31 protein-coding genes are annotated in these 21,322 nt (G+C 67.2%); 14 read left to right on the top strand and 17 right to left on the bottom strand.

All coding sequences use genetic code 11. The features are described from left to right. The first annotated feature begins 1 nt into the window (after position 1). Positions 2-274 (top strand): hypothetical protein, encoded by a 273-nt coding sequence (locus LT972_RS07125; RefSeq protein ID WP_232572508.1) that lies wholly within the window; start codon positions 2-4, stop codon positions 272-274. Here LT972_RS07125 and LT972_RS07120 read toward each other — a convergent pair whose 3' ends face one another. The 7 genes from LT972_RS07120 to hisC are packed head-to-tail and all read right to left on the bottom strand — an operon-like array spanning position 275 to position 4,691. Further along, positions 275-979, bottom strand: a complete 705-nt coding sequence (locus LT972_RS07120) for an SDR family oxidoreductase (RefSeq protein WP_232572507.1) — start codon at positions 977-979, stop codon at positions 275-277. 51 nt (positions 980-1,030) lie between these two features. Beyond that, a complete protein-coding gene (locus tag LT972_RS07115) occupies positions 1,031-1,210 on the bottom strand; it encodes a hypothetical protein (protein WP_232572506.1) in 180 nt (59 codons plus the stop codon). A 43-nt stretch (positions 1,211-1,253) separates the two neighbouring features. Further along, positions 1,254-1,901: a triose-phosphate isomerase gene (gene tpiA, locus LT972_RS07110; protein WP_232572505.1), complete on the bottom strand. Its 648-nt coding sequence runs from the start codon at positions 1,899-1,901 to the stop codon at positions 1,254-1,256. Positions 1,902-1,936: 35 nt separating this feature from the next. Beyond that, positions 1,937-2,476 carry a multiprotein bridging factor aMBF1 gene (locus tag LT972_RS07105; protein WP_232572504.1) on the bottom strand — a complete coding sequence of 180 codons (540 nt, stop codon included), beginning with the start codon at positions 2,474-2,476 and terminating at the stop codon, positions 1,937-1,939. A 42-nt stretch (positions 2,477-2,518) separates the two neighbouring features. Next, complete coding sequence (locus LT972_RS07100) at positions 2,519-3,118, bottom strand: CDP-alcohol phosphatidyltransferase family protein (protein WP_232572503.1); 600 nt, start codon at positions 3,116-3,118, stop codon at positions 2,519-2,521. Beyond that, positions 3,115-3,621 carry an adenylate kinase family protein gene (locus LT972_RS07095; RefSeq protein WP_232572502.1) on the bottom strand — a complete coding sequence of 169 codons (507 nt, stop codon included), beginning with the start codon at positions 3,619-3,621 and terminating at the stop codon, positions 3,115-3,117. Before LT972_RS07095 ends, LT972_RS07100 begins: the two co-directional genes overlap by 4 nt. Then, entirely contained in the window at positions 3,618-4,691 is a 1,074-nt protein-coding gene (gene hisC, locus LT972_RS07090; RefSeq protein ID WP_232572501.1) for a histidinol-phosphate transaminase, read from the bottom strand. Before hisC ends, LT972_RS07095 begins: the two co-directional genes overlap by 4 nt. A 132-nt stretch (positions 4,692-4,823) precedes the next feature. Between hisC and LT972_RS07085 the strand changes: the two genes are divergently transcribed. The 5 genes from LT972_RS07085 (at position 4,824) to LT972_RS07065 (ending at position 7,436) form a co-directional block, all read left to right on the top strand. Further along, positions 4,824-5,555 carry a hypothetical protein gene (locus LT972_RS07085; protein WP_232572500.1) on the top strand — a complete coding sequence of 244 codons (732 nt, stop codon included), beginning with the start codon at positions 4,824-4,826 and terminating at the stop codon, positions 5,553-5,555. 21 nt (positions 5,556-5,576) lie between these two features. Continuing rightward, positions 5,577-6,023, top strand: coding sequence for a hypothetical protein (locus LT972_RS07080; RefSeq protein ID WP_232572499.1), 447 nt, complete (start codon positions 5,577-5,579; stop codon positions 6,021-6,023). A gap of 63 nt (positions 6,024-6,086) precedes the next feature. After that, the gene (locus LT972_RS07075; protein WP_390226262.1) at positions 6,087-6,494 is read left to right on the top strand and encodes a hypothetical protein; all 408 of its coding nucleotides are present in this window, start codon (positions 6,087-6,089) and stop codon (positions 6,492-6,494) included. A 40-nt stretch (positions 6,495-6,534) separates the two neighbouring features. Further along, entirely contained in the window at positions 6,535-6,960 is a 426-nt protein-coding gene (locus LT972_RS07070) for a hypothetical protein (protein ID WP_232572498.1), read from the top strand. 41 nt (positions 6,961-7,001) lie between these two features. Beyond that, positions 7,002-7,436, top strand: coding sequence for a Rieske (2Fe-2S) protein (locus LT972_RS07065; RefSeq protein WP_232572497.1), 435 nt, complete (start codon positions 7,002-7,004; stop codon positions 7,434-7,436). A 43-nt stretch (positions 7,437-7,479) separates the two neighbouring features. On the opposite strand, the gene LT972_RS07060 is transcribed toward LT972_RS07065, so the two are convergent. The 3 genes from LT972_RS07060 to LT972_RS07050 all read right to left on the bottom strand — a co-directional run bounded on the left by LT972_RS07060 (position 7,480) and on the right by LT972_RS07050 (position 9,923). Further along, positions 7,480-7,722, bottom strand: coding sequence for a hypothetical protein (locus tag LT972_RS07060; protein ID WP_232572496.1), 243 nt, complete (start codon positions 7,720-7,722; stop codon positions 7,480-7,482). A 96-nt stretch (positions 7,723-7,818) separates the two neighbouring features. Continuing rightward, complete coding sequence (locus tag LT972_RS07055; protein ID WP_232572495.1) at positions 7,819-9,408, bottom strand: GMC family oxidoreductase; 1,590 nt, start codon at positions 9,406-9,408, stop codon at positions 7,819-7,821. Continuing rightward, positions 9,405-9,923 carry a gluconate 2-dehydrogenase subunit 3 family protein gene (locus LT972_RS07050; protein WP_232572494.1) on the bottom strand — a complete coding sequence of 173 codons (519 nt, stop codon included), beginning with the start codon at positions 9,921-9,923 and terminating at the stop codon, positions 9,405-9,407. Before LT972_RS07050 ends, LT972_RS07055 begins: the two co-directional genes overlap by 4 nt. Before the next feature lie 98 nt (positions 9,924-10,021). On the opposite strand from LT972_RS07050, the gene LT972_RS07045 reads away from it, so the two are divergent. Next, positions 10,022-11,263 carry a DUF2268 domain-containing protein gene (locus LT972_RS07045; protein WP_232572493.1) on the top strand — a complete coding sequence of 414 codons (1,242 nt, stop codon included), beginning with the start codon at positions 10,022-10,024 and terminating at the stop codon, positions 11,261-11,263. Positions 11,264-11,290: 27 nt separating this feature from the next. Here LT972_RS07045 and LT972_RS07040 read toward each other — a convergent pair whose 3' ends face one another. Next, positions 11,291-12,028: a fumarylacetoacetate hydrolase family protein gene (locus tag LT972_RS07040; protein ID WP_232572492.1), complete on the bottom strand. Its 738-nt coding sequence runs from the start codon at positions 12,026-12,028 to the stop codon at positions 11,291-11,293. A 57-nt stretch (positions 12,029-12,085) separates the two neighbouring features. Beyond that, positions 12,086-13,069 carry an aldo/keto reductase gene (locus LT972_RS07035; RefSeq protein WP_232572491.1) on the bottom strand — a complete coding sequence of 328 codons (984 nt, stop codon included), beginning with the start codon at positions 13,067-13,069 and terminating at the stop codon, positions 12,086-12,088. A 126-nt stretch (positions 13,070-13,195) separates the two neighbouring features. Between LT972_RS07035 and LT972_RS07030 the strand changes: the two genes are divergently transcribed. The 3 genes from LT972_RS07030 to LT972_RS07020 all read left to right on the top strand — a co-directional run bounded on the left by LT972_RS07030 (position 13,196) and on the right by LT972_RS07020 (position 14,978). Continuing rightward, positions 13,196-13,924, top strand: coding sequence for a metal-dependent hydrolase (locus LT972_RS07030; protein ID WP_232572490.1), 729 nt, complete (start codon positions 13,196-13,198; stop codon positions 13,922-13,924). Positions 13,925-14,037: 113 nt separating this feature from the next. Then, entirely contained in the window at positions 14,038-14,433 is a 396-nt protein-coding gene (locus LT972_RS07025; RefSeq protein WP_232572489.1) for an OsmC family protein, read from the top strand. 74 nt (positions 14,434-14,507) lie between these two features. Further along, positions 14,508-14,978, top strand: coding sequence for a DUF5799 family protein (locus LT972_RS07020; RefSeq protein ID WP_232572488.1), 471 nt, complete (start codon positions 14,508-14,510; stop codon positions 14,976-14,978). On the opposite strand, the gene LT972_RS07015 is transcribed toward LT972_RS07020, so the two are convergent. Continuing rightward, positions 14,975-15,121, bottom strand: coding sequence for a DUF7557 family protein (locus LT972_RS07015; protein ID WP_232572487.1), 147 nt, complete (start codon positions 15,119-15,121; stop codon positions 14,975-14,977). The two genes, LT972_RS07020 and LT972_RS07015, sit on opposite strands and share 4 nt — an antisense overlap. A 76-nt stretch (positions 15,122-15,197) precedes the next feature. Here LT972_RS07015 and LT972_RS07010 point away from each other — a divergent pair, with 76 nt between their 5' ends. Then, positions 15,198-15,491: a DUF5779 family protein gene (locus LT972_RS07010; RefSeq protein WP_232572486.1), complete on the top strand. Its 294-nt coding sequence runs from the start codon at positions 15,198-15,200 to the stop codon at positions 15,489-15,491. Here the strand turns inward: LT972_RS07010 and aglM are convergent, their stop codons facing one another. Further along, complete coding sequence (gene aglM / locus LT972_RS07005; protein ID WP_232572485.1) at positions 15,492-16,769, bottom strand: UDP-glucose 6-dehydrogenase AglM; 1,278 nt, start codon at positions 16,767-16,769, stop codon at positions 15,492-15,494. Between the two features lie 119 nt (positions 16,770-16,888). Between aglM and LT972_RS07000 the strand changes: the two genes are divergently transcribed. Further along, the gene (locus LT972_RS07000) at positions 16,889-17,266 is read left to right on the top strand and encodes a methylglyoxal synthase (protein WP_232572484.1); all 378 of its coding nucleotides are present in this window, start codon (positions 16,889-16,891) and stop codon (positions 17,264-17,266) included. A 23-nt stretch (positions 17,267-17,289) separates the two neighbouring features. Here the strand turns inward: LT972_RS07000 and LT972_RS06995 are convergent, their stop codons facing one another. Together LT972_RS06995 and LT972_RS06990 are read right to left on the bottom strand one after the other, a co-directional pair. Then, entirely contained in the window at positions 17,290-17,640 is a 351-nt protein-coding gene (locus LT972_RS06995) for a TRAM domain-containing protein (RefSeq protein WP_232572483.1), read from the bottom strand. A 62-nt stretch (positions 17,641-17,702) separates the two neighbouring features. Then, entirely contained in the window at positions 17,703-18,386 is a 684-nt protein-coding gene (locus LT972_RS06990) for a VOC family protein (RefSeq protein WP_232572482.1), read from the bottom strand. A 70-nt stretch (positions 18,387-18,456) separates the two neighbouring features. Between LT972_RS06990 and LT972_RS06985 the strand changes: the two genes are divergently transcribed. Next, entirely contained in the window at positions 18,457-19,140 is a 684-nt protein-coding gene (locus LT972_RS06985) for a hypothetical protein (RefSeq protein WP_232572481.1), read from the top strand. Positions 19,141-19,155: 15 nt separating this feature from the next. Here the strand turns inward: LT972_RS06985 and aglJ are convergent, their stop codons facing one another. Then, positions 19,156-20,070 carry an S-layer glycoprotein N-glycosyltransferase AglJ gene (gene aglJ / locus LT972_RS06980; RefSeq protein ID WP_232572480.1) on the bottom strand — a complete coding sequence of 305 codons (915 nt, stop codon included), beginning with the start codon at positions 20,068-20,070 and terminating at the stop codon, positions 19,156-19,158. Between the two features lie 89 nt (positions 20,071-20,159). Here aglJ and LT972_RS06975 point away from each other — a divergent pair, with 89 nt between their 5' ends. Continuing rightward, a complete protein-coding gene (locus tag LT972_RS06975) occupies positions 20,160-21,302 on the top strand; it encodes a glycosyltransferase (RefSeq protein ID WP_232572479.1) in 1,143 nt (380 codons plus the stop codon). Positions 21,303-21,322 lie beyond the last annotated feature (20 nt).

Here is a 21,322-nt window from a genome sequence, read left to right as displayed (position 1 = left end):
CGTGAACAAACTCCCGCAGGTCGGCGAGGGCGCGTGGCGACTCGACCGGCACGCCCACGTCGTCGTCTACGAGGCCGAGGACGGCGGCGAACTGCTGACCGTCTACGACTGCGGCGCCGCCCAGAAACCGCCTTCCGCGCAGGTCGTCGGCCGCCTCGCGCGCACGGACGCCGCCCACGAGCGCCTCAGCCAGCCGACGGGCTACATCGTGAAACTGGAAGACGGCGGCGTCCTCCGGGAGCGCGACGACGGGTACGTAATCGACCCGAGGTAATCAGACCGAGCGCGTCAGCCCGCCGTCCACGCGGATGTTCTGCCCGGTGACGTAACTCGCGTTCGGGGACGCCAGGTAGGCGACGGCGTCGGCAATCTCCTCGGTGGCCGCCGGACGGCCCATCGGAATCTGCGCTCTGGTCTCGTCGTCCACCTCGTAACTGTCCGCGTAGCCCGGGAGCACCGCGTTCATCCGGATACCGTCCGCGGCGTGCCGGTCGGCGTACAGTTTCGTGAAACTGCCGAGCGCCGCCCGGAGGATAGACGAGACGGGGAAGTCCGCACTCGGCTCGAACGCCGAGAACGTGGAGATGTTGACGAGGCTCCCGCCGCCCTGTTCGCGCATCACCGGCGTGACGAGGCGGGCCGTCCGCACGACGTTCAACAACACGAGGTCGAGGGCGTCGTGCCACTCGTCGTCCCCGATGTCGAGCAGGTCGCCGGTCGGCGGGTGGCCGGTGTTGTTCACCACCGCGTCCACGCGCCCGTAGCGTTCGACGGCGGCGTCGACGAGCGCTTCGAGGTCCGCCGGGTCGGTCACCGACCCCTCGAAGCCGACGCCGCCCAAATCCTCGGCCACGTCGACCGCCGCCCCGGACTTCGAGAACAGGACGGGCGTGTAGCCGTCCTCGGTCAGTCGCCGCGCGCACGCCTCGCCGATGCCTCGCCCCGCCGCCGTCACGACTGCCACGCGTTCGGAACCCATGCACGCGAATCGGTGGCACGTCGCATAAAGCGTGGCGTCGGGGCGAATCTCTCAGTTCGACTCGTCGGTCACGCTCGCCACCGTCCCGAGAAGCGAGACGACGAGACCGCCGAGAATCCCGTAGACGAACACGGGATTTGTGTCTCCGGGCATGAGAAGCCCCGCGACGTGGAAGAAGCCGGAGGCGAGAATCAGGGCGATACCGAACAGGACCACGTCTCTCTCGGACATACAGGGGCCTCGCGGAGACGGCCCTTCGGCGTTTCGACCGTTCTCAGGCGAGCGGTGCGACGAGGTCTTCGAGCGCGGCGCGCGGGTCGTCGGCCTTCGCGACCCCGCTGGCGAGCAGGACGCCCGTCGCGCCGAGGTCGCCCGCGGCTTCCAGGTCGTCGCCGGTGCTGATGCCGGCGCCGCAGTAGACGTCCACCGAGGGGTCGACGGCTTCGGCGGCGGCGACGGCGTCCTCCACGATGTCGGGGTCGGCCTGCGAGACCGGCGTCCCGGTGCCGATGAGTTCCGGGGGTTCGACGGCGACGGCGTCCGGGCCGAGCGCCGCGGCGGCCGCTATCTGCTCGGGGTTGTTCGCACAGACCACGGTGTCGAGGTCGGCGCGCTCGGCGGCGTCGAGGCCGGCGTCGATGTCCGCGAGTTTGCGGCGGCACTCGGAGTGATTGAGCAGGGTGCCCGTGGCGCCGTTCGCCGCGGCGCGCTCCGCGAGCGTCGACCCCGTGTGACTGCCGTGTTCCACGGGGCTGACGTCCTGAGCGTACGTCGTCGCGCCCGTCTCGGCGACCGCGGCGAGGTCCGCGGCTTGCGGCGCGACGGCGATGGTGGTGTCGGTTTCGGCGGCGACGTCGGCGGCGGCCTCCGCGACCGCGACCGGGTCGCAGGGGTAGGCCTTCAGATTGACGAGTACGAACACGTCACAGAGAGGGACTGCCGGGTCGAAAAAAGTTCCTAGCCGTCGTCGCTCTTGCGCTTGACCTTGTCGCCGAGCGTCAGCCCCGCGCTGTCGCTGGACGACGACCACTCCTCGTCGCCGTCCCCGCCGCCGGACTCGGTCAGGGAGATGCCGAGGTGTTTCTCCAGTTTCTCCCGGACGTCGTCGCTCGGGAGGCTGTCGCCGCGTTCGAGCTTCCGGATGACACTCGCCTTCTCGTTGAGTTCCTGCGCGAGGTCCTCCTGGCTGAGCCCCTCGCTCTCGCGGGCCGACCGGATGCGTTGGTCGTAGTCGCTCGCTACCTCCTCCATCTCGTCGAACATGTCGCGGCGGCGCCGGCCGCCCGAGGACCCGCCGGAGCCACCCGACGACGTGGACTTCGAGGACCCGCCCGACGAGGAAGACGTCGAGTACTTCGTGCTGGTGGTGCTGGTGGACTCCTGTTTGACTTCCGTGCCGAAGTCGGCACAGTCGTCGCAGACGTCCAGTTCCGCGCCCTCGACCTTCACGGTCTTCGGGTTCGGAACGTCCGCGCCACACATCTCGCACTGAACCATACCCAGTTCTTGCTCTGGGGCACGCTTAAATGGCACGCCCGGTCAGGCGAGTTGCCGCCACGCGGAGACGAACCGCTGGACAGCGGTCAGGTGGCCGACGACCGCGAACAGGCCGAGCAGGTACGCGACTGGCGAGTAGCCGCCGACCGAGGAGACGGAAACCGAGACGGCGCCAGTGACGCCGACGAGCGCGAGGCGGTCGGCGCGCCCGAGCAGACCGCCGTACACGCGGTCGAGGCCGACGGCTTCGGCCTGCGTGCCGAGGTAGGAGGTGAGCAGGACGCCGGTGACGGCGGCGAGGCCGAGGTCGAAGCGCGCGATGCCGGCGGCCAGGCCGGCGACCACGACCACGTCGGCGTACCGGTCGAGGACGTGGTCGAGCAGGTCGCCGGCCTCCGAGTCGGTGCCGAGTTCGCGGGCGAGCGCGCCGTCCAGCAGGTCGAGCCAGCCGTTCAGGAAGACGAGCACGGCGCCCGCGCCGTACGCGAGCGGCGTCGCGACGTAGAACGCGACGCCTGCACCGACTGCGAGCAGAAACGCGACGACGCTGACGCTGTTCGGCGTCGCGCCGACGGCTTTCGCGCCCCGGACCCACGGCGCGAGCAGGCGGTTCGCCACGGGACGGAGTTGGTCGAGGGTCATAGGTAGTCCGTGAAGTCCACGTCGCCCGCCGACGGCTCTCGGTCGCCCGCGATTGCGGCGTCCACGTCCGCGGCGACGTCCTCGGGCGTGCGACCGGTGGTGTCCACTTCGTAGACCTTCGACTCGCCGTGGATGCGCACGGCCTCCGAGAGAATCACGTCCAGCGCCTCGCTCTCCGCGTTCTCCTCGGCTTTCCGGGGCGACTCGCCGCGCTCGGTGAGCCGTGTTTCGAGTTCGTCCGGCGCACACCGCAACACGACGACCCGGTCGACGTCCACGAGGTGCGCGAGGTGGGACTCCACGAGTACGTCGTCCTCGCCGGCCAGCCACTCGCGCACGGCTTCCATGTCCGCGACCTTGCTGTCGCGGTCCTCGTCGACCTCGCTGTAGAGGCCCTCGTCCTCCACGAGTGCGTTGACGTGGACGACGTCGAGGTCGCTGTCGAGCAGTTCCGAGACGGTCGTCTTCCCTGTCCCCGGCGTGCCGGTGAGCGCGACTCTCACGCGTCCAGCACCTCGTTCAGCACGGCGACGGCGCGCTCGGTCTCCTCCCGGGTGCCGATAGTGACGCGGACGCACTCGGGCAGACCGAAACTCGAACAGTCCCGAATCAGCACGCCCTCTCGCTTCGCGGCCTCCGTGACGGCCTCGGCGTCGCCGACGTTCGCGAGCACGAAGTTCCCGTGGCTCTCGTAGGTCTGCGCGTCGAGTTCGTCGTGGACGTACTCGCGGCCCCACTCGACGCTCTCGACGGTCTGCTCGACGTGTGCGTCGTCGTCCATCGCGGCGAGGCCGGCCTCGCAGGCGACGGCGCTCGCGGCGAACGGCGTCTGCACGCGAGCGTACGCGTCGGCCCACGACTCGGGGACGAGCGCGTAGCCGAGGCGGACGCCCGCCAGCCCGTACGCCTTCGAGAACGTTCGCAGCACTGCGATATCGTCGCGCTCGTCGAGCAGTTCGACCGCCGACGGCCCGTCGGCGAACTCGCCGTACGCCTCGTCGACGACCACGAGCGCGTCGTCGACGCCGTCGGCGATGTCTCGCACCGCGTCGAGCGTGAAGCGCGCGCCCGTCGGATTGTGGGGGCTCGTGAGGTAGACGACGCGCTCGCCGTCGTAGGCAGAGAGGACGCTCTCGGCGTCCAGCGCGAACTCGCCGTCGCGCTCCGCGACAGGGTACTCCGCCACGTCGCCGTGGTGGAAGCGCGCGCTCATCCCGTAGTACGTGAAGCCGGGCGAGGGCACGAGCACGGTGTCGTCGGGGTCGAGCATCGCCCGCGCGAGGTAGTCGAGCGCGCCGTCGCCGCCGTTCGCCAGCCACACCTGTTCGTCGGTCACGTCCCACCGGTCGGCCACCTTCGCCGTCAGGTCGGCGTGGACGGCCTTCGGGTAGCGGTGGACCTCCGACGCCGCGGCCCGGATGGCGTCGGCCGCCTTCGGACTCGGGCCGTGGGGGTTCTCGTTCGAGGAGAGTTTCACGAACTCCGAGGGGTCGCGCCCGAGTTCGCGCGCGACCTCCTCGATGCCCCGACCGGCCCGGTACTCCACGTGGTCGGAGAGGTCCCGTAGTTCCATGCCCGACGAGAGTGGCGGGCGGGCCTTAAGCGTGCCCTCACTAGATTGGACCTTCATATTTATAATATATTAGAATATTTTAATTAAACATTCTAAAATATATTTATAATCACCCATCTGCATTCTGTATATATGTCTAAAGACAACAGACAGACACGTTCGCAGAGTAAACGAAGAACACTTCTGAAGAAGCTCGGTTTAGGAGCAGCAGTTGGTTCCGGCTTGAGCGTTGGTGCAGTTGGTTCCGTGACTGGCTCACCAGACCAATCTATTCCTAACCCAGATCCAGACAAGCACGTACCTGGACCAAGTATGGAATACGGGTTTGATACAGATTCCGAGTGGATTGCCCACCGAGAGGAAGCTGAAGATTCATTGAATCTGGTCATAAACGCGGACAATCCTGGAAGTTATCCAATTGATCTTTGTTACACCACAGAGAATCAGGAAGCTTGCGTGCAGGGCTTGGGCGAAACCTTCAGTATTGGACAACAGCCCTGCGTGAGTTGTCCAAGCGGCCATACACCTACACTAAACTACACCACAGCAACTCTGCATGACTTCAGCTCAGGCGTGAGCTTCGATATGTGGATGGGGGTGAATATGAACACTGGCTGCCTCTGGGGTGGCAATGAATCAAGTGGGTATGCGAAGAAATTCCAATGTGACATGAAGACACGTCGAGCGAATCTTATAGAGGAACCACAGAACTACGAAGGACCAATCGAGTCATTAGCAACTGATGTCACGAATTGGGTTGCAAACAACGAGAAGAAGGCGCTTGTCGTAGGCGGTGGATTGTTGTTGGTCGCGGCGGCTACATTTGGCCCTGGGGTCGCAGGCACACTAGTTCTTACTGCGTAATAGATGCTGGAATCATTCGACGTGAAGGAGCGAGTGGTGACGGTAGTTAGTGTTATTGTACTCTGGTTTGCGGGACTTGGAGCGGGTGCCGTAATTGCCTCCCAGAGTGCCCTCAGTAGTTCCGTGGTTGTCCTATTCGCCAGCGCACTTGCGCCAGTCTACATGGTGAGAATTGGGATTCAGTCCCTGCCAGATCGGTTCGATTTCGAACGATACCTCGCCGAGACCGACGAAAGCCTGCAGTTCGTACAATACGTAACTACGGCTGTACTTGCAGTTTCTGTAGGCACCGCGACAGGGATTATCACAAACCGATTGGCTACCCCTTTGCTCCCCCAGCTGAGTCTTTCCGTTGGAATGCTCGTGGCGTTCATCTGCTCGCTTGTTCTCGGACTAAACCTGTTCGTAGTTCTTAACAAGGAATACCGAGTCGAATCAGAATCCGTGGCAAAAAACAGTAACCGCTAGTTAGCCGGTTCCGAGTCCATCTAAGCACTCCATTGCAAAGGCCGTCGCCCGCGAACTCCGGGTATGACACTCCCCGAGGTTCTCGCCGCCGCACTCGCCCAACAGGAGCCGGTGGGCTTCCTCGATTCGCTGGTCGTGTTCGCGGTGAGCCTGCTCGTCGGTGCGTTCGGCATCTACGTCGGCGGCCGCGTCGTCGCGGACGTGGACGACTTCGGGCACGCCGTCGTCACGGCACTCATCGGCGCAATCGTCTGGGCAGTCGTCGGCTTCCTGCTCGGGTGGATTCCGTTCCTCGGCGCGCTGTTGACGCTCGCGGCGTACGTCTGGGTCATCAACAGCCGGTATCCCGGCGGCTGGGTGAACGCGATTCTCGTCGCGCTCGTGGCCTGGCTGGCGTCACTCGTGGTGTTGTACGTGCTCGCGGTGTTGGGCGTCGCGAGTTTCGACGCGCTCGGCGTACCGGGCGTCTGAACCCCGGCGTTTTACGGCGGTTCCGTCCTCAGGTGTGAGCATGGCTCTGCCCGAGACGCTCGCGTACGTTATCCACATCCTGTTCGCCGGTCTGGTGACCGGGTCCGTACTGTTCGCCGCGTGGACGCTCCCCGCGGTCCAGGGGTCGCTGTCGAGTAGCGCGCGCGAGACGTTCGTCTCGCGGCTCCGCATGGTATCCCGGTCGAGTGCGCTCCTGCTGTTCGCCACGGGGGGTTACATGCTGTCGGCGTTCGACTACGTGCCCGGCGACCGACTCACGGGCACGGGCGACGGCCATCTCGTCCTCGCGATGTTCGTGTTGTGGCTCGCGATGACCGGCGTCGTCGAGGCCGCGTCCTCGAAACTCGCGGACGGCGAGGACGCCAGCACGCTGCTGTACGTCGCCGCCGGCCTCGCGGCGCTCGTGCTCGCGGACGCCGGCGTGCTGGCGGCGGGCGGGTTCTGACCACCGGGAGAACTAACTGCGCGCCGCCCTCCCTGCTTCCTATGACGAGTCGCTATCGACTGACGAGCGTGGACGCCGTCCGCGACGAGGGGTCGTGGGTGTTCACGGTGCGCGACCAGCACGACGACGACGAGGAGGTGTTTCTCGTGCCCTGCGACGACGACGAGAAGCCCCCCGTGGAGGCGTGGGTGAACCGCTGTACGCACGAAGCCCAACGGCTCTACCGCGAAGACATCGGCGCGATTACGCGGGACGGCGAGGTCGTCTGCCCGAAGCACGGCTCCACGTTCGACACGTGCTCGGGGTACTGCGACAACGGGGACGCCGCGGACACGACGCTCGTCTCCGTGGACGTCGACGTGGAGGACGGCCAGGTCTACCTCGCGGACGAGGACGTGACGTTCCTCTACGAGGGCACGAAACACGACGACGGGGACGACGACGGCCCGAGTTCCACGTCGCACCTCCAGTTCTAGCGCGTCGACGCGGGAAGTCGGGCGGCGTCGGGCAGTTCGGGGGCTACGCCGTCGCGGGGTTCGAGTGTCGCCCGCGGCTGTGGCGTCGACGCCGGGCCGCGACCGCTCGTCGCCCGCGTTGAACGGCGAGCACGGCGGCGACGGTGGCCGCGACGGTAACCGTCGTTCCGGGGGCGGTGGCTGCGGCGACGGCGGCGAACGTCGCGACCACGGCCAGGAGCGCCGCCGCGACGGTGGTCGGGAGGTCGTGTGCGTCGGTCGGCGCGTCAGTGAGTGCGTCTCTCATCACAGATAGTCCTACGGCCACCACCACAATAAGCATAATCTGAATTACATTTCTGTACGCGGTCTTACTGAAATTCGCTTCTGTATCGGCGCCGGATCAGAGGCGTTCGTCCACGTGGTCGGCGGCCTTCAGCGCGAGCGCCGCGATGGTGAGCGTCGGATTCATCGCGCCGCCCGTCGGGAAGACACTGGAGGAGGCGACCGTGAGATTCGAGAGGTCGTGCGTGCGCAGTTGCGCGTCCACCACGCTATCCGCGGGGTCGTCGCCCATCCGCGTCGTCCCCATGTGGTGGAAGGCCGGCCCCGTGGAATCGGGGCCGACCGTCCACGTCACGTCGGCGCCGAGTTCGTCCAGAATCCGGCGCTGAATCTCGTTCGCGCGCTCGACGGTCCGGCGCTCGTAGTCCGACAGCGACCACACCACGTCCGGCACCGGATTCCCGTGGTCGTCGGTCGTCTCCGGGTCGAGGCGAATCCGGTTTTCCTTCCGTGGCTGCTGCTCCACGAGCGCGCCCACCGCGACGTGCGTCCCGTAGTTCGCGCGAATGCGGTCCAGCATCTCGTCGCCCCAGTTGTCGCCCGAGAGCGCCATCTCCGCGGGCGACGGGCCGGCGTAGTTCAGAAACTCCAGTTTGATGGCGCCCCTGCTGTCGTCCGGTCTGTCGTAGAACTGGTGAGTCTCGCTGGTGTTGAAGCCGACGTGGTTCTGCCGGGTCGGCTCGTCGAGCGTGCCGCCGACGCCCGCGAACAGGTGGTCCATGAAGTACTTCCCGACCGCCCCCGAGGAGTTCGCGAGACCGTCCGGGTACTGCTCGCTCTCCGAGAGCAGGAGGAGCCGGGGGTTCTCCACGCCGCCCGCCGCGAGCACGAATTCGCGGGCCGCCTGTCGGTGCTCCTCGCCCTCGGGCGTCGCGTAGACGGCGGCCGTCACGCGCTCGCCGGCGTCGCCGTGTTCGAGGCGCTGGACGGGCGCGCGGTCGATGACGTGGACGCCCCGCTCCTCCGCGCGCTCGACGTGAATCGTCGCGTCGTACTTCGCGCCCGACGGACACACCGGCTTGCAGGTGCCGTAGCCGACACAGGCGCTCCGGTCGTCGCGGGACTCCGAGAGGCGCGCGTTCGGCACCGAGTGCATGGCGATTCCCAACTCCTCGCACGCCTCTGCGAACAGCGAGTCCGAGTAACTCGGCGGGAACGCGGGAAGCGGGTGTGGTTCCTCGCGGGGCGGCGCGAACGGATTGTCGCTCGCGCCCGCGACGCCGAACGCGTCCTCGGCGTCGGCGTAGTAGGGCTTGAGGTCGTCGTACGCGATTGGCCAGTCGGCGCCGACGCCCGTCTCGCTCTCGACGCGGAAGTCCTGCTCGTGGAGGCGCATCACCATCCCCTGCCAGTGGAGCGTCGACCCGCCGACGCCCTTCACGCGCGCCGCGTTCAGAGGGTAGTGGCGCTCCCCGGAGGACTCGTAGGCGTCGCGGGCGCCGCCCATCTCCCACACCGAGTCCGGGCCGTGCGCGGGCCGGATGTCGCGTTCCATCCGTCGCTCCCGGTCCTCGCTATCGAATCGCGGGCCGGCTTCGAGGACGACCACGTCGTGCCCGCGCTCCGCGAGTCGGTCCGCCATCAGGCTCCCGGCGGGCCCCGCGCCGACGACGCAGACGTCGACGCGCTCGGATGGCTCGCGGTTCATTTCGGCCCTCGCTGGTAGGACTGGGTTCCGCCGGGGAATCCCTGCGGGTTCTCGATGCCCGCGAGTTCGCCCCCGGTCGGCGTCGTGAACAGCGCGTACAGCAGTTCGTTCACGAGGTAGTACCGGACGCGCTCGCGGTCGCTGCCCTCCGGGTCCGGGTCGGCGGCGTCCACGTCGAACCCGGAGAGCGTGTCGTCGGCCGTGTCGGGGTCGAGCGCGGCGAAGTCGGCGTCCTCCCAGTTCCGGCTGTAGTCGTCGAGCGCGGCGACGGCGTCCGCGACACCCTCGGCGTAGTCGGGCCTGTCCCGAACCCGGGTCGCGCTGTACTGCCTGACGAACTCCTCGACGCCCTCGACTTCGGAGGGGTAGACGACCTCGGCGACGGCCACGAGCGTGTCGAGTTCGTGGTCGCCGAGCGGGGTGTCGTCGCCGCCAGAGAGCAGCGTCGCGCCCGCGCCGACGGCCGCACCGCTGGCCGCGAGCGCCGCGAGCACGTCGCGCCGAGACAGTTCCATTCGACGCGCCTCTTAGGCCAGCCTAAACTTCAGGGTTGCGTTTTCCGGGGGTGTGACCCCTGCCGGGGATTTACGGTGACGCGGTCGTTCGACCCGCCATGGACCGACGACGGGTGCTGGGGGTGGCAGTCGCCGTCCTGTTCGTGACCGCGGGCTGTCAGGCCCCGACGAACACGGCGACGGGGGACGCGGCGACCGACGCACCGACGACCGAGAGGGCGACGGAAGCGACGACGCAGACGAACACGACGGGGACGAACGATGGCCCCGCCGAGTCGACGGAGTTCGTCACCGTCACCGACGACCTGCCCTACGACGTAGCGCCTATCTATCGGCGAACCGGCCGCTTGCTCGGCCTCGACCAGCCGAGTTGGCCCCACACCGTCGTCGCGGTGAAAGAGCCACCGGAGGGGGGGAGTATCGGGCAGGCCTCGACGAGCGGCTTCACGAACCTCGTCGGCATCGAACCGCTCCCGTCCGCGGGGGAGGACGGCGGCGTCGTCACGGGCGCGGTGACGCGGGGGACGGACGTGACGCTGTTCGACCACCCGAACGCGAGCGCGGCGTTCCAGCAGCGGATTCTCGCCCACGAGTTCGTCCACGTCTTCCAGACCGAACTGCCGGTCCGCGCGGCCGTCGACGAACTCGACCTGCGCCGGAACCGCGCGTTCCTCAAGGGCGCGATGACCGAGGGCTCCGCCGAGTACGTCCAAGAGCGCTACGGCATCGAGTACCAGAACGTCACCCTGAACCAGACCGCGATTCCCGAGCGCTGGACGAACGCCTCGGCGTACGTCCGGTACCGCATCGCGCCCTACGAGTACGGCTCCCGGTACTTCGCGATGCGCCTCGACGACGCGAGCGGCGTCGTCGACGTCTACGAGAATCCGCCGCGCACGACCGAGCAACTGCTCCACGGCTACGCGCCGGACGGCGAGCGAGCGAAGGAACTGACCGTCGAAGCGAACGCCTCCGAGAGCGAGTTCGACGTGCTCGGCGGCGGCCGCACGAAGGGCGAACTGTTCGCGCGCCTCGCGCTCTCCTCCGAGTTGGAATTCGAGCGCGCCGCCGACGCCGCCGCCGGCTGGGGGATGGACCGCCTCGTCTACTTCCGGGACGACAGCGGGAACGACGCCTACGCGTGGGTGCTCCGGTGGGACGACGCGAGCGAAGCGACGGAGTTCGGCGACGCGTTCGCGGACTACGACGCGGGCAACGAGGAGCAGTTCCGCCTCGCGTCGGTCAGCGACGAGACGGTGGTCGTGTTCGCGGGCGCCGACTCGTTCGTGGAGAACGCAGCGGCCGCGGGCAACACCTCCGACGTGACGGTGCGCGCGTAGCGCGGTCGCGGAGCGCGCCGGCGGTTCTCAGGGCGCGCGCTCGACGTCGTGTTCGAGGACGCCGACGCCCTCGACTTCGACCTCGACGCGGTCGCCGTCGGCGAGTTCGCCGACGCCCTCCGGGGTGCCGGTGAGAATCACGTCGCCCGGTTCGAGGGTGACGAACGCCGTAATCTCCGCAATCAGTTCGGGGACGTCGAAGATGAAGCGCTCGGTGGTCGAGGACTGGCGCGTCTCGCCGTTCACGCGCAGTTCCACGCTCGCGTCCTCGGGCACCTCGTCGGGCGTCGCGAGCACCGGACCGAGCGGGCACGCGCCGTCGAAGGCCTTCCCACGAACCCAGTTCTGTTCCTCGCGCTGGTCGGTGCGATTCGACACGTCGTCGGCACACGCGAACCCCGCGACCACGTCCATCGCGTCGGCCTCGTCGACGTGCTTGCACTGCTCGCCGACGACGACGGCAAGTTCGGCCTCGTGTTCGACGCGCTTCTCGGCGGGCAGTTCGACGGTGTCGCCGTGCCCCGCGAGCGCGTTCGGCGGCTTCAGGAACAACAGCGGGCGGTCGGGCACGTCCTCGCCGCGCTCCTCGGCGTGGGCCGCGTAGTTCCGCCCGACACAGACGACCTTCGACGGGTCACAGGGCGGCAACACGTCGACCTCGTCGGTGTCGTAGGTTCGCCCGCCGAACGAGACGGTGTCGGCGTCGGCGTCGTACTCGCCGGTTCGGACAGCCCCCGCCGGGTCGCGAAAACGCATCTGGTGCATAAGCCCGGATTCCGGTGGGTCGCGCCTAAGCGTTCCGGGTGCGGCAAGCCGAGTCTCCTACCAGCGCTGGTGGACGTGCTCCTCGACGGTGAGTTCGTAGACGTCGCGGACGGCGCCGTGGGCCTCGTGGCTGAGCGGCGCGGCGTTCGACGCGGCGACGTTCGCCTCGATGTGCTCCGGGGACGTAGAGCCCGGAATCACGGTGGAGACGGCTTCGAAGTCGAGAATCCACCGGAGCGCGAACTGCGCCATCGTGAGGTGGTCGGGGACGTGCTCGCGGAGCGCCTCCACGGCGGTCACGCCGTCGTCGAGGGGGACGCCGGCGAACGTCTCGCCGACGTCGAAGGCGTCGCCGTCGCGGTTGAAGTTCCGGTGGTCGTTCTCGGGGAACTCCGCGTCCGCGTCGATGTTCCCCGTGAGCAGGCCCGAGGCCAGCGGGACGCGCACGATGACGCCGACGCCGGCCTCGGCGGCGGCGTCGAGGAAGCGCTCGGCGGGGCGCTGCCGGAACGGATTGAAGATGATTTGGACGGTCTCCACGCCCGGGTACTCGATTGCCTTCAGGCCCTCCTCGACGCGCTCGACGCTCACGCCGTAGTGGTCGAGTTTCCCCGCGGACTGCAGGGCCGCGAGCGCGTCGAACGTCTCGGGCCGGTAGTAGACGTCCGTCGGCGGGCAGTGCAGTTGCAGGAGGTCAAGCGAGTCCACGCCGAGGTTCTCCCGCGAGCGGTCGACGAACCGCTCGAGGTTCTCGTGCGTGTACCGGTCCGCCTCGTGGGGGTCGAGGCGGCGGCCCGCCTTCGTCGCGACTACCGGTTCCTCGTCGCGCGCTTCGAGGACGTCACTGATGAGGCGCTCGCTGCGGCCGTCGCCGTACACGTCCGCGGTGTCGAGGAAGTTCACGCCCGCGTCGAGCGCGGCGTGGACGGCGCGCTTGCCCTCGTCCTCGGAGACGTCGCCCCACTCGCCGCCGATTTCCCACGTGCCGAGGCCCACTTCGCTCACGTCGAATTCCGTCGTGCCGAGTCGTCGCGTGTCCATGCCCGAACCGACTCCGCCGGGGTACCTAACGGTGCTGGACTCCGCGAGTCTGTCCGGGTTCGACCCGCGGCGGCCACCAACCGGCCGTCACGTTTTATGTGGGATTCGAGAGTAGTTACGGACGGCATGGAACTCACTTGGCACGGACACTCGACGTGGCACGTTTCAGTCGGCGAAACGGACCTGCTCATCGACCCGTTCTTCGACAACCCCCACACGGACACGGACCCGGAGGAACTCGACCCGGACCACGTCCTGCTCACGCACGGGCACGCGGACCACATCGCCGACGTGGACCGCTACCGCGGCGCGCACTTCGTCGGCACGCCCGAACTCACGGGCTACCTCACCGACGAGTACGGCATCGACGACTCGACGGGGATGAACCTCGGCGGCACCGTCGAACTCGGCGACGCCTACGTCACGATGGTGCGCGCCGACCACTCCAACGGCATCGACACCGGCTACGGCACCTCCGCCGGGATGCCCGCTGGCTACGTGATTTCGGACACGAAGCCCACGCAGGTCGCGGACGCCGAGAGCACGACGTTCTACCACGCCGGCGACACCAGCCTCCACACCGAGATGCGTGACGTCGTCGCGACGTACCTCGAACCCGACGCCGTCGCCGTCCCGGTCGGCGACCACTTCACCATGGGACCGTGGCAGGCCGCCGTCGCCGTCGACTGGCTCGACGCCGAAATCGCGTTCCCGATGCACTACGACACCTTCCCGCCCATCGAAATCGAAATCGAGGACTTCGAGCGCGAAGTCGACGCCACCGGCAGTCAGGCCGACGTCCACGTCCTCGACGGCGACGAGACGTTCGACCTCGCGGACGCGCTCTACTACTGACGGCGCCCCGCCGTCACGCCGCCCGCGTCCGGTTTCGTCACGGGGGCGCGTCCGGGGCGAACCCCACCGAAAGAACAACGCTTACGGGTCGCGCGTGACTCCGTCCGCGTGCAATGACCATCGAAGTTACCAGCACGTCCGAGGAAGGCTACACCACGCGGTCCCGCGTCGGGGACTTCGAACTGACCATCGACGCGACCGGCGAGGACGGCCCGGACCCGAACGCCACACTCATCGCCGACTACGCGTCCTGTTTCATCCCCGCGTTCCGCGTCGGCGGCCAGCAGGAGGGCTTCGACGACCTCGGCCGAATCGACGTCGACGTCGAGGGTGACCTCGACGAGGACGACGACCTCACCGCGATTCGCTTCCACATCCTCGTGGAAGCCGACCTCTCCGACGACGAGTTCGACGCCGTCGTCGAGCGCGCCGAGGGCATCTGTCACGTCCACACCGCGCTCCGCGAGGAACTCCACGCGGAGATTACGGGCGAGACGGACGCCTTCTGAGGACGCGCCCCCCTACTCGATTCGCTCGTTTTTTCGTCGCAGCATACAAGCACGCCGCCCGCGTACCCGGAGCCATGAGTGACGGCTGGCAGGACCGCATCGTCGGTGCCCGCATGGCGGTAGACCAGAAGTTCGGCGACCGAATCCGGGGCTCCTCGCTCTCCCGCCCGCAGTGGGGCCTCGTGATGACGGCCGTCGAGTTCGAAATCGAGAACCCCGACGACCCCGAGAACGCCGAAATCGCCGCGGACACCTCGAAACTGGAACACGTCCTCCCGGAGATGCAGAACGTCGACGACCAGATGAACGCGATGGCCGGCGGAGGCGGCAACGGCGGGTCGTCCTCGGGCGGCGTCGTCGGCGGCATCAAGGACGCACTCGGCCTCGGCGGCAGCGACGACGACGGCAGCGAAGAACTGGAACGAGAAGCGACGCAACTCGCGGGCGAATACGCCGACGAACTACAGGCGCACTTAGAAGACGAGGGACGCTTCGAAGACGTCTGTCGCGCCGCCGTCCGCGAACGCGACCCAAGCGAGAATTAGCCGTCGCCCGAGTGGAACAGCGTCAACTCCTCGGCCTCGTAGATGTTCAACAGCTCCGTGACGAGTTCGTCGTAGGACTCGTCGTCCTCCTGGAGGCCCTCCAGTCGCTCCACCGTCTCCTCGCTGAGCATGACCTTCGGCATACGTGAACGGACGCCATCCCGACGCATAAACCCTCTGTCGGGAAGGTTTTTGCCGGCGCGGGCCACACCTGCGAGCATGAGCGACGGCTTCAATCTCGACCTGCGAAGCGCCGAGGAGGAGATCGACCTCCCGGAGGAGTTCGAGGGCCACGTCACCCTCGGCGTCCTCGACGGTACCACGCCCGACGCCGAGTGGCTCCAAGAAATCGAGGACGGCAACGTCCTCCTGCTCGCCGTCGAAGGCGACCTGAACGAACTCGCCGCCGGATTCGCCGGCGACGTCAAGAACGCCGACGGCACCCTCATGCACTTCCGTGACTTCCTCGTCGTCGCGCCGCCCGGCGTCGGCGTCGACGCCGACCGGCTCTGACTACCACGTCAGTCCTTCGTACGTGATGCCGTCGCGGCGCTCCACAATGCGCCGGCCGTCGACGACCACGCGCTCGGCCATCGCGTCGAACTCGTCGTCGAGCGCGCCGAACTCGTCCCAGTCCGTCACGACCACCGCACCGGACGCGCCGTCCAAGGCTTCTCGCGCGCTGTCGGCGTAGTCGACGTCCGGGCGCTTCTCGGCCATCTTCTCGGTCGCCACCGGGTCGTACGCGACCACGTCGGCGCCGCGCTCCTGCAGGCCGTCGATGACCGGAATCGCACGCGTCCCGCGGATGTCGTCCGTTCCCGGCTTGAACGAGAGACCGAGCACGGCGACGCGCTCGCCGCCCACGTCGACGTGGTCGTCCAGTAGTTCGAGCAAGCGCTCGGGCTGGCCGTCGTTCAGTTCCACCGCAGCTTCGAGGACGGTCGGGTCGTAGCCCTCGGACTTCGCAGCGGCGATTATCGCGGCCACGTCTTTCGGGAAGCAACTACCACCCCATCCCACGCCGGAGCGCAGGAACCGGCCGCTGATGCGGTCGTCGTGTGCGATGGCGTCCGCCACCTCGTAGGCGTCGACGCCGAACTCCTTGCAGATGTTCCCGAGGTCGTTGACGAGGCTGACCTTCGACGCGAGGAACGCGTTGTTCGCGTACTTTATCATCTCTGCCTCCCGCAGGTCAGTCTCAACGACCGCGGCGTCAGCGTCCGCGAGCAGTGGCTCGTACACCTCGCGGAGCGTCTCGTAGCCCGCCTCGCTGGTCGCGCCGAAGACGACCTTGTCGGGGTCGAGGAAGTCCGAGACGGCCGACCCCATCCGGAGGAACTCGGGGTTCATCGCGAGCGTCGCGCCGTCGAAGCCGCCGCGCTCGATGGCGGGCGCGACCACGCTGTCGGTCGTCCCCGGAACGACGGTGCTCTTCACGACGACGACGTGGTCGTCCTTCCCGGCGAGCGCCTCGCCCAGCGACTCGGCTCCGGCCTCCATGATGGACGTATCGATGCTGCCGTCCTCGCGGGACGGCGTCGGGAGCGCGAGGAACGTCACGTCCGTCTCTCGGACCGTCTCGTAGTCCGTCGTCGCGCGCAGTCGGTCGCCCGCGTGCTCGGCGATGCGTTCTTCCAGACCCGGTTCGTGGATGGGCGCCTCGCCGCTGTTGATGGTCTCCACCACGTCCTCGTCGATGTCGACGTTCACGACCTCGTGGCCGAGGTCCGCGAAACACGCCGCGATTGTCGTGCCGACGTACCCGCTGCCGACGATGCTCACGTTCACGAGAGGTTCCCCTTGCCCGGGCCTACGACCGACCCCTACAAATGTCGTTCGTCACCTCGCGCTCGTCACTTCCGTGACGACCACCCACGCTTTCCTCGCTGCCGCGCGTCAGCCTACCCATGACGCGCGTCGCGCTCATCGCTCACGACGACGAGAAGCCCGAGATGATCGACCTCGTGCGGGCCTACGAGGACCTGCTCGCGGGGTTCGACCTCGTCGGCACCGGCACGACCGGCCAGCGAATCACCGACGAGACGGGCCTCGACGTCGAGCGCAAGCAGAGCGGGCGCCTCGGCGGCGACGTGCAGATCGGCGCGGAGGTCGCCGCGGACGAACTGGACGCCATCGTCTTCCTCCGCGACCCCTTGACCGCACAGCCACACGAACCCGACATCAGCGCGCTGTTGCGAATCTGTGACGTCCACGACGTGCCGCTTGCGACGACGCGGACCTCGGCCGAGTACGTCCTCGACGGACTGGCGCGAGACACCGAGTGAGCGGCCGACGTTCCTTCGCGGCCTCAGGCCGTCCCGACGAACGACGCGTCCGCCGAGGTCTCGCCGCGGTTGAACGACAACACTTTGGCGCGAATCACGTCGCCCTCGGAGACGCTCCCCGGAACGTCCTCGGTGAACACGACGAATCCCTCCACCTTCCCGACGGCGACGCGCTCCCCGGAGTGGTGGTCCGTGAACTCCGTCACGCCGAACTCGTAGGTCTCCCCGATTTCCACGGGCGGCTCGCGCTCCTGTGCTTCCTCGTGGGCGCGCTTCGACGCCCGGGCGTCCGACGACCGCCGCCGCAACAGCGCGAGAACGCCGAGCAACACCACCACAATACCGACTCCCGCCCCGACCAGCACGTAATCCATGCGCGTCCGGTCGTTGCGAGGCGCCTACAAACCTTCGGCCGACGGCTGCGAGCCCGGCGTGTTTACGCCTCGTGGAACGTCAGGTAGTGGCCGTCGGGGTCGCGAACGCGGACGCCGGCCTCGATGTCGGCAACCTCGCAGGCGCGGTCCGCGACCGCGGCGGCGGCCGCGCTCGGGTCGTCTGCGAGGAAGCCGAGGTCGACGTGGACGCCGCCGCGGGCGTCGGCGATGCCGCGCTGTGGCTCCCAGAGTTCGAGGTCGACGGGTCCGGCGAGGCGGACGCGGTCGCGGCCGTCGCCGCGGTCCACCACCTCGAAGCCGAGGTCGCGGTAGAACGCTTCGGCGCTGGCGAGGTCCTCGACTTCGAGGACGACCTCGAAGATTCCCGTGAGGGCGTCGTCGCCCTCCGGTCCCGCGGTCCCGATTTCGACGCAGTGGGCGTCGGGGTCGTCGAAGTACAGCGAGCGCGCGCTCCCGAAGTCGAACTCCGCGAGGTCGAAGTCGTCGTCGAGGGCGTCGTACCACTCGTCGTAGCGGTCTTCGGTAGTGGCGAACGCGTAGTGGACGTGGACGCCGCCCCGTGGGACCGTCGAGGGTTCGCGGAGCACGAGCGTCGTGTCGCCGACCTCGTAGCGGGCCTCGTGGTCCGTTCGGGTGCCGTCCAACCCCAGATGTGTCTCGTAGAAGTCGCTCGCGTCGTCGAGGTGGTGGACTTCGAGCGCGAGCGAGTCGAGGGCGTCGAGCATATCCCCGGATTTCGCGGCGAGAACCAAAGGCGTACCCCGTTTTTTGGTGGTGGCAGGCGTACGTGGGGGTATGCCGATGAAAGCAGGCGGTCGAGCCACCGACTTCGAGGTAATCGACCGATTCGACGGCGGCGTCGGCTGGATCGCCCACTCGGACGAGACGATGCAGCGCGCGAGCCACGCGCTCGTCGTCCAAAACGAGGACGAGAATGAACCGGCAGACGTGTGGGTCATCGACCCCGTGGACGCCGACGGCTTGGACGACTTCCTCGCGGACCTCGGCGACGTGAGGGGCGCCGTCGTCCTGATGGACCGTCACTCTCGGGACAGCGAAGCCATCGCGCGCCGCCACGACGTGCCCGTCTACGTCCCCGACTCGGTGGACCTCGACTTCGGGACGCGCACGGAGCGCGTCGGCGGCGCGCTCCCCGGGACGGACTACGAGGTCGTCCAGACGGTCGACTGGCCGGGCTGGGACGAGGTCGCGCTCTACGACGGCGAGACGCTCGTCGTCGGCGACGTCGTCGGCACCGCCGACTACTTCACCACCGGCAGAGAGCGCATCGGCGTCCACCCGATGCTCCGCGTGAAACCGCCGGGCGTCCTCCGCAAATTCTCGCCCGAGCGCATCCTCACGGGACACGGCCGCGGCGTGATGAACGACGGGGACGACGCGCTCCGGCACGCGGTGGACGGCGCGAGAAAGCGCGGGCCGAAACTCTGGCTAGAGAGCCTGAAGTCCCTCGTGAGCTGAAGCGCCTTCTGGAGTTCAGTCCCGCAGGCGCTCCAGGCGACGCGTCTGCTCGCGGTGGAGCGTCACCACCAAGTCCGAGAGCAGCCCGAACATGAGGAGTTGGAGGCCGAAGAGGACGCTGACGCCCGAGACGAGCGCGATGACCTCGTGGGAGACGCCGTTTGCGAACCAGTCCCACGCAACGTAGCCCGCGAGCGCCGCGCCGAGCGCGCCGAACCCCGCGCCGATGCTCCCGAAGTAGAACAGCGGATTCGACGTCTTCGCGAGACTGTAGAGCGTGAGGATGATGCGCGCGCCATCGGAAATCGGATGGAGGTTCGTCTCCGAGCCGTCCGGCCGCGCGCGGTACGTCGTCGGCACGACCTCGACCGGGATGCCGTGGCGCGCGCACTCCACGGCCATCTCCGTCTCGATGCCGAACCCCTCAGCGGAGAGGAACATCCGATCGAAGGAATCTCTCGTAAATGCTCGATACCCCGAGAGGATGTCGCCGTAGTCCTCGCCGTGGATGCGCCGGAACGCCGCGTTGATGAGGCGGTTGCCCACCTGGTTCAGTTTGCTCATCGCGCCCGACCGCATGTCGGCGGTTCGATCGCCGATAACGTGGTCTACGCTCCCTGAAACGAGCGGGTCGAGGAGGCGCGGGGCTTGTTCCGGAGGGTTCGTCATGTCGCCGTCGAGGAGGAGGACGTACGCCTCGTCGATTTCGGCGACGCCTTGGCGGACGGCCTGTCCCTTGCCGTCGCCCGATTGCTGGACCACTCGCGCGCCGTGCTCTTCGGCGATCTCTCTCGTGTCGTCCGTCGAGTGGCCGTCCACGACGAGAACGCTCTCGATGCCCACGTCGTAGAGGCCGCCCACGACGTCGCCGATAGTCGCGGCCTCGTTGCGGGTCGGCACGAGGGCGCAGACGTTCTCGTACTCCGTCATTGAGTTGGATTCGATAGGGAAAGCGCAAAAACGTATTCCTTCCAAGTGAGGGCGGTGGTGTTTTACCGGAAGGTGACAAACCCGCGGTCATGAACTTACTCGCCGTGGCCGCGATTGTACTCGCGGCTGTTGCGGCCATCCCCTACGTGGCGTATCTCGCGCTGTACGCGTGGATTCGTCCATCGGGGTCGCCCGCGGACAAGCAGGACTGGGAGCCATCAGTCAGCATTGTACTTCCGACGTACAACGAGGAGAAGATTGTCGAGACGAAACTCGAGGATATCCTCGAACTCGACTACCCGATGGAGAAAGTGGAATTGGTGGTCGTTGATTCGAGCGACGACGACACCCGAGCGATAATTCGAGATTTCTTCGCAGACCGCGAAGCCCCCGACCTGGTGTTGCTCGAGGAAGACGAACGCCGCGGACTCGCTCCCGCGCTCAACGATGCCTACGAGGCTGCCGACAACGAAATGGTCGTGAAGACCGACTGCGACTCGAAGCTCCCGTCGGACGTGCTTCGAGAGGCCGCTGCGAACCTCGCGGACGACGACATCGCGGCCGTGACCGGACAGAACGTGGAAGTCCTGGGTGGGAGTGAAGTCGAGTCCGGCTATCGCGGCGTGCAGTCCCACATCCAACAGTTGGAATCGCATCTCGACTCGACGCTCATCTTCCACGGACCGTTCTCCGCCTTCGAGAACGACGCGCTGTTGCCGATTGATCCAAATTCTCTTGCGGACGACACGGAACTGGCATTGAAGATTCGCCGGCAGGGAGGGCGAGTGATCTTCGATCCGGCCGTCCGGTACAAGGAAGCGAGTTTCTCGAACTTCGTCAAGCGTCGCAAGCAGAAAGACCGGCGTGGGATGGGGCTGATTCGGTTGTTGGTCCAGCACCGAGACGCACTCGGAAAGTACGGCAAGTACGGTAAGGTCGTGTTGCCGTTCAACTGGTGGTTCATGATACTCTCCCCGTGGCTGCTGCTCTCTACGCTAGTGGTTGGGACTGTTGGCGCCATTCTAGAGTGGGGCGCAATCGGCCTTGGTCTACCACTCGCGGCCGGTCTGTTCGTCTACCTCGGACAGCGGGATTGGCTTGGCTCAGCACAAGCATTGTACTCAGTTTTCGACACACAAGTGTCGCTCCTGCGTGCGAGCGTCGAACTCATAGTGGGTGATTCGGATGGAACCTGGGATGTCGATGCGGAGTTACGAGAAGCATTCGACTAAGCCCTTATTCCTCTTAGAAA

Origin of the sequence: Halobacterium litoreum (assembly GCF_021233415.1) — an archaeon.
In the GTDB taxonomy this organism is placed as follows: Archaea; Halobacteriota; Halobacteria; order Halobacteriales; family Halobacteriaceae; genus Halobacterium; species Halobacterium litoreum.
Note: the sequence above shows the minus strand (reverse complement) of the source record. Positions and strands in the feature narration are given on the sequence as shown.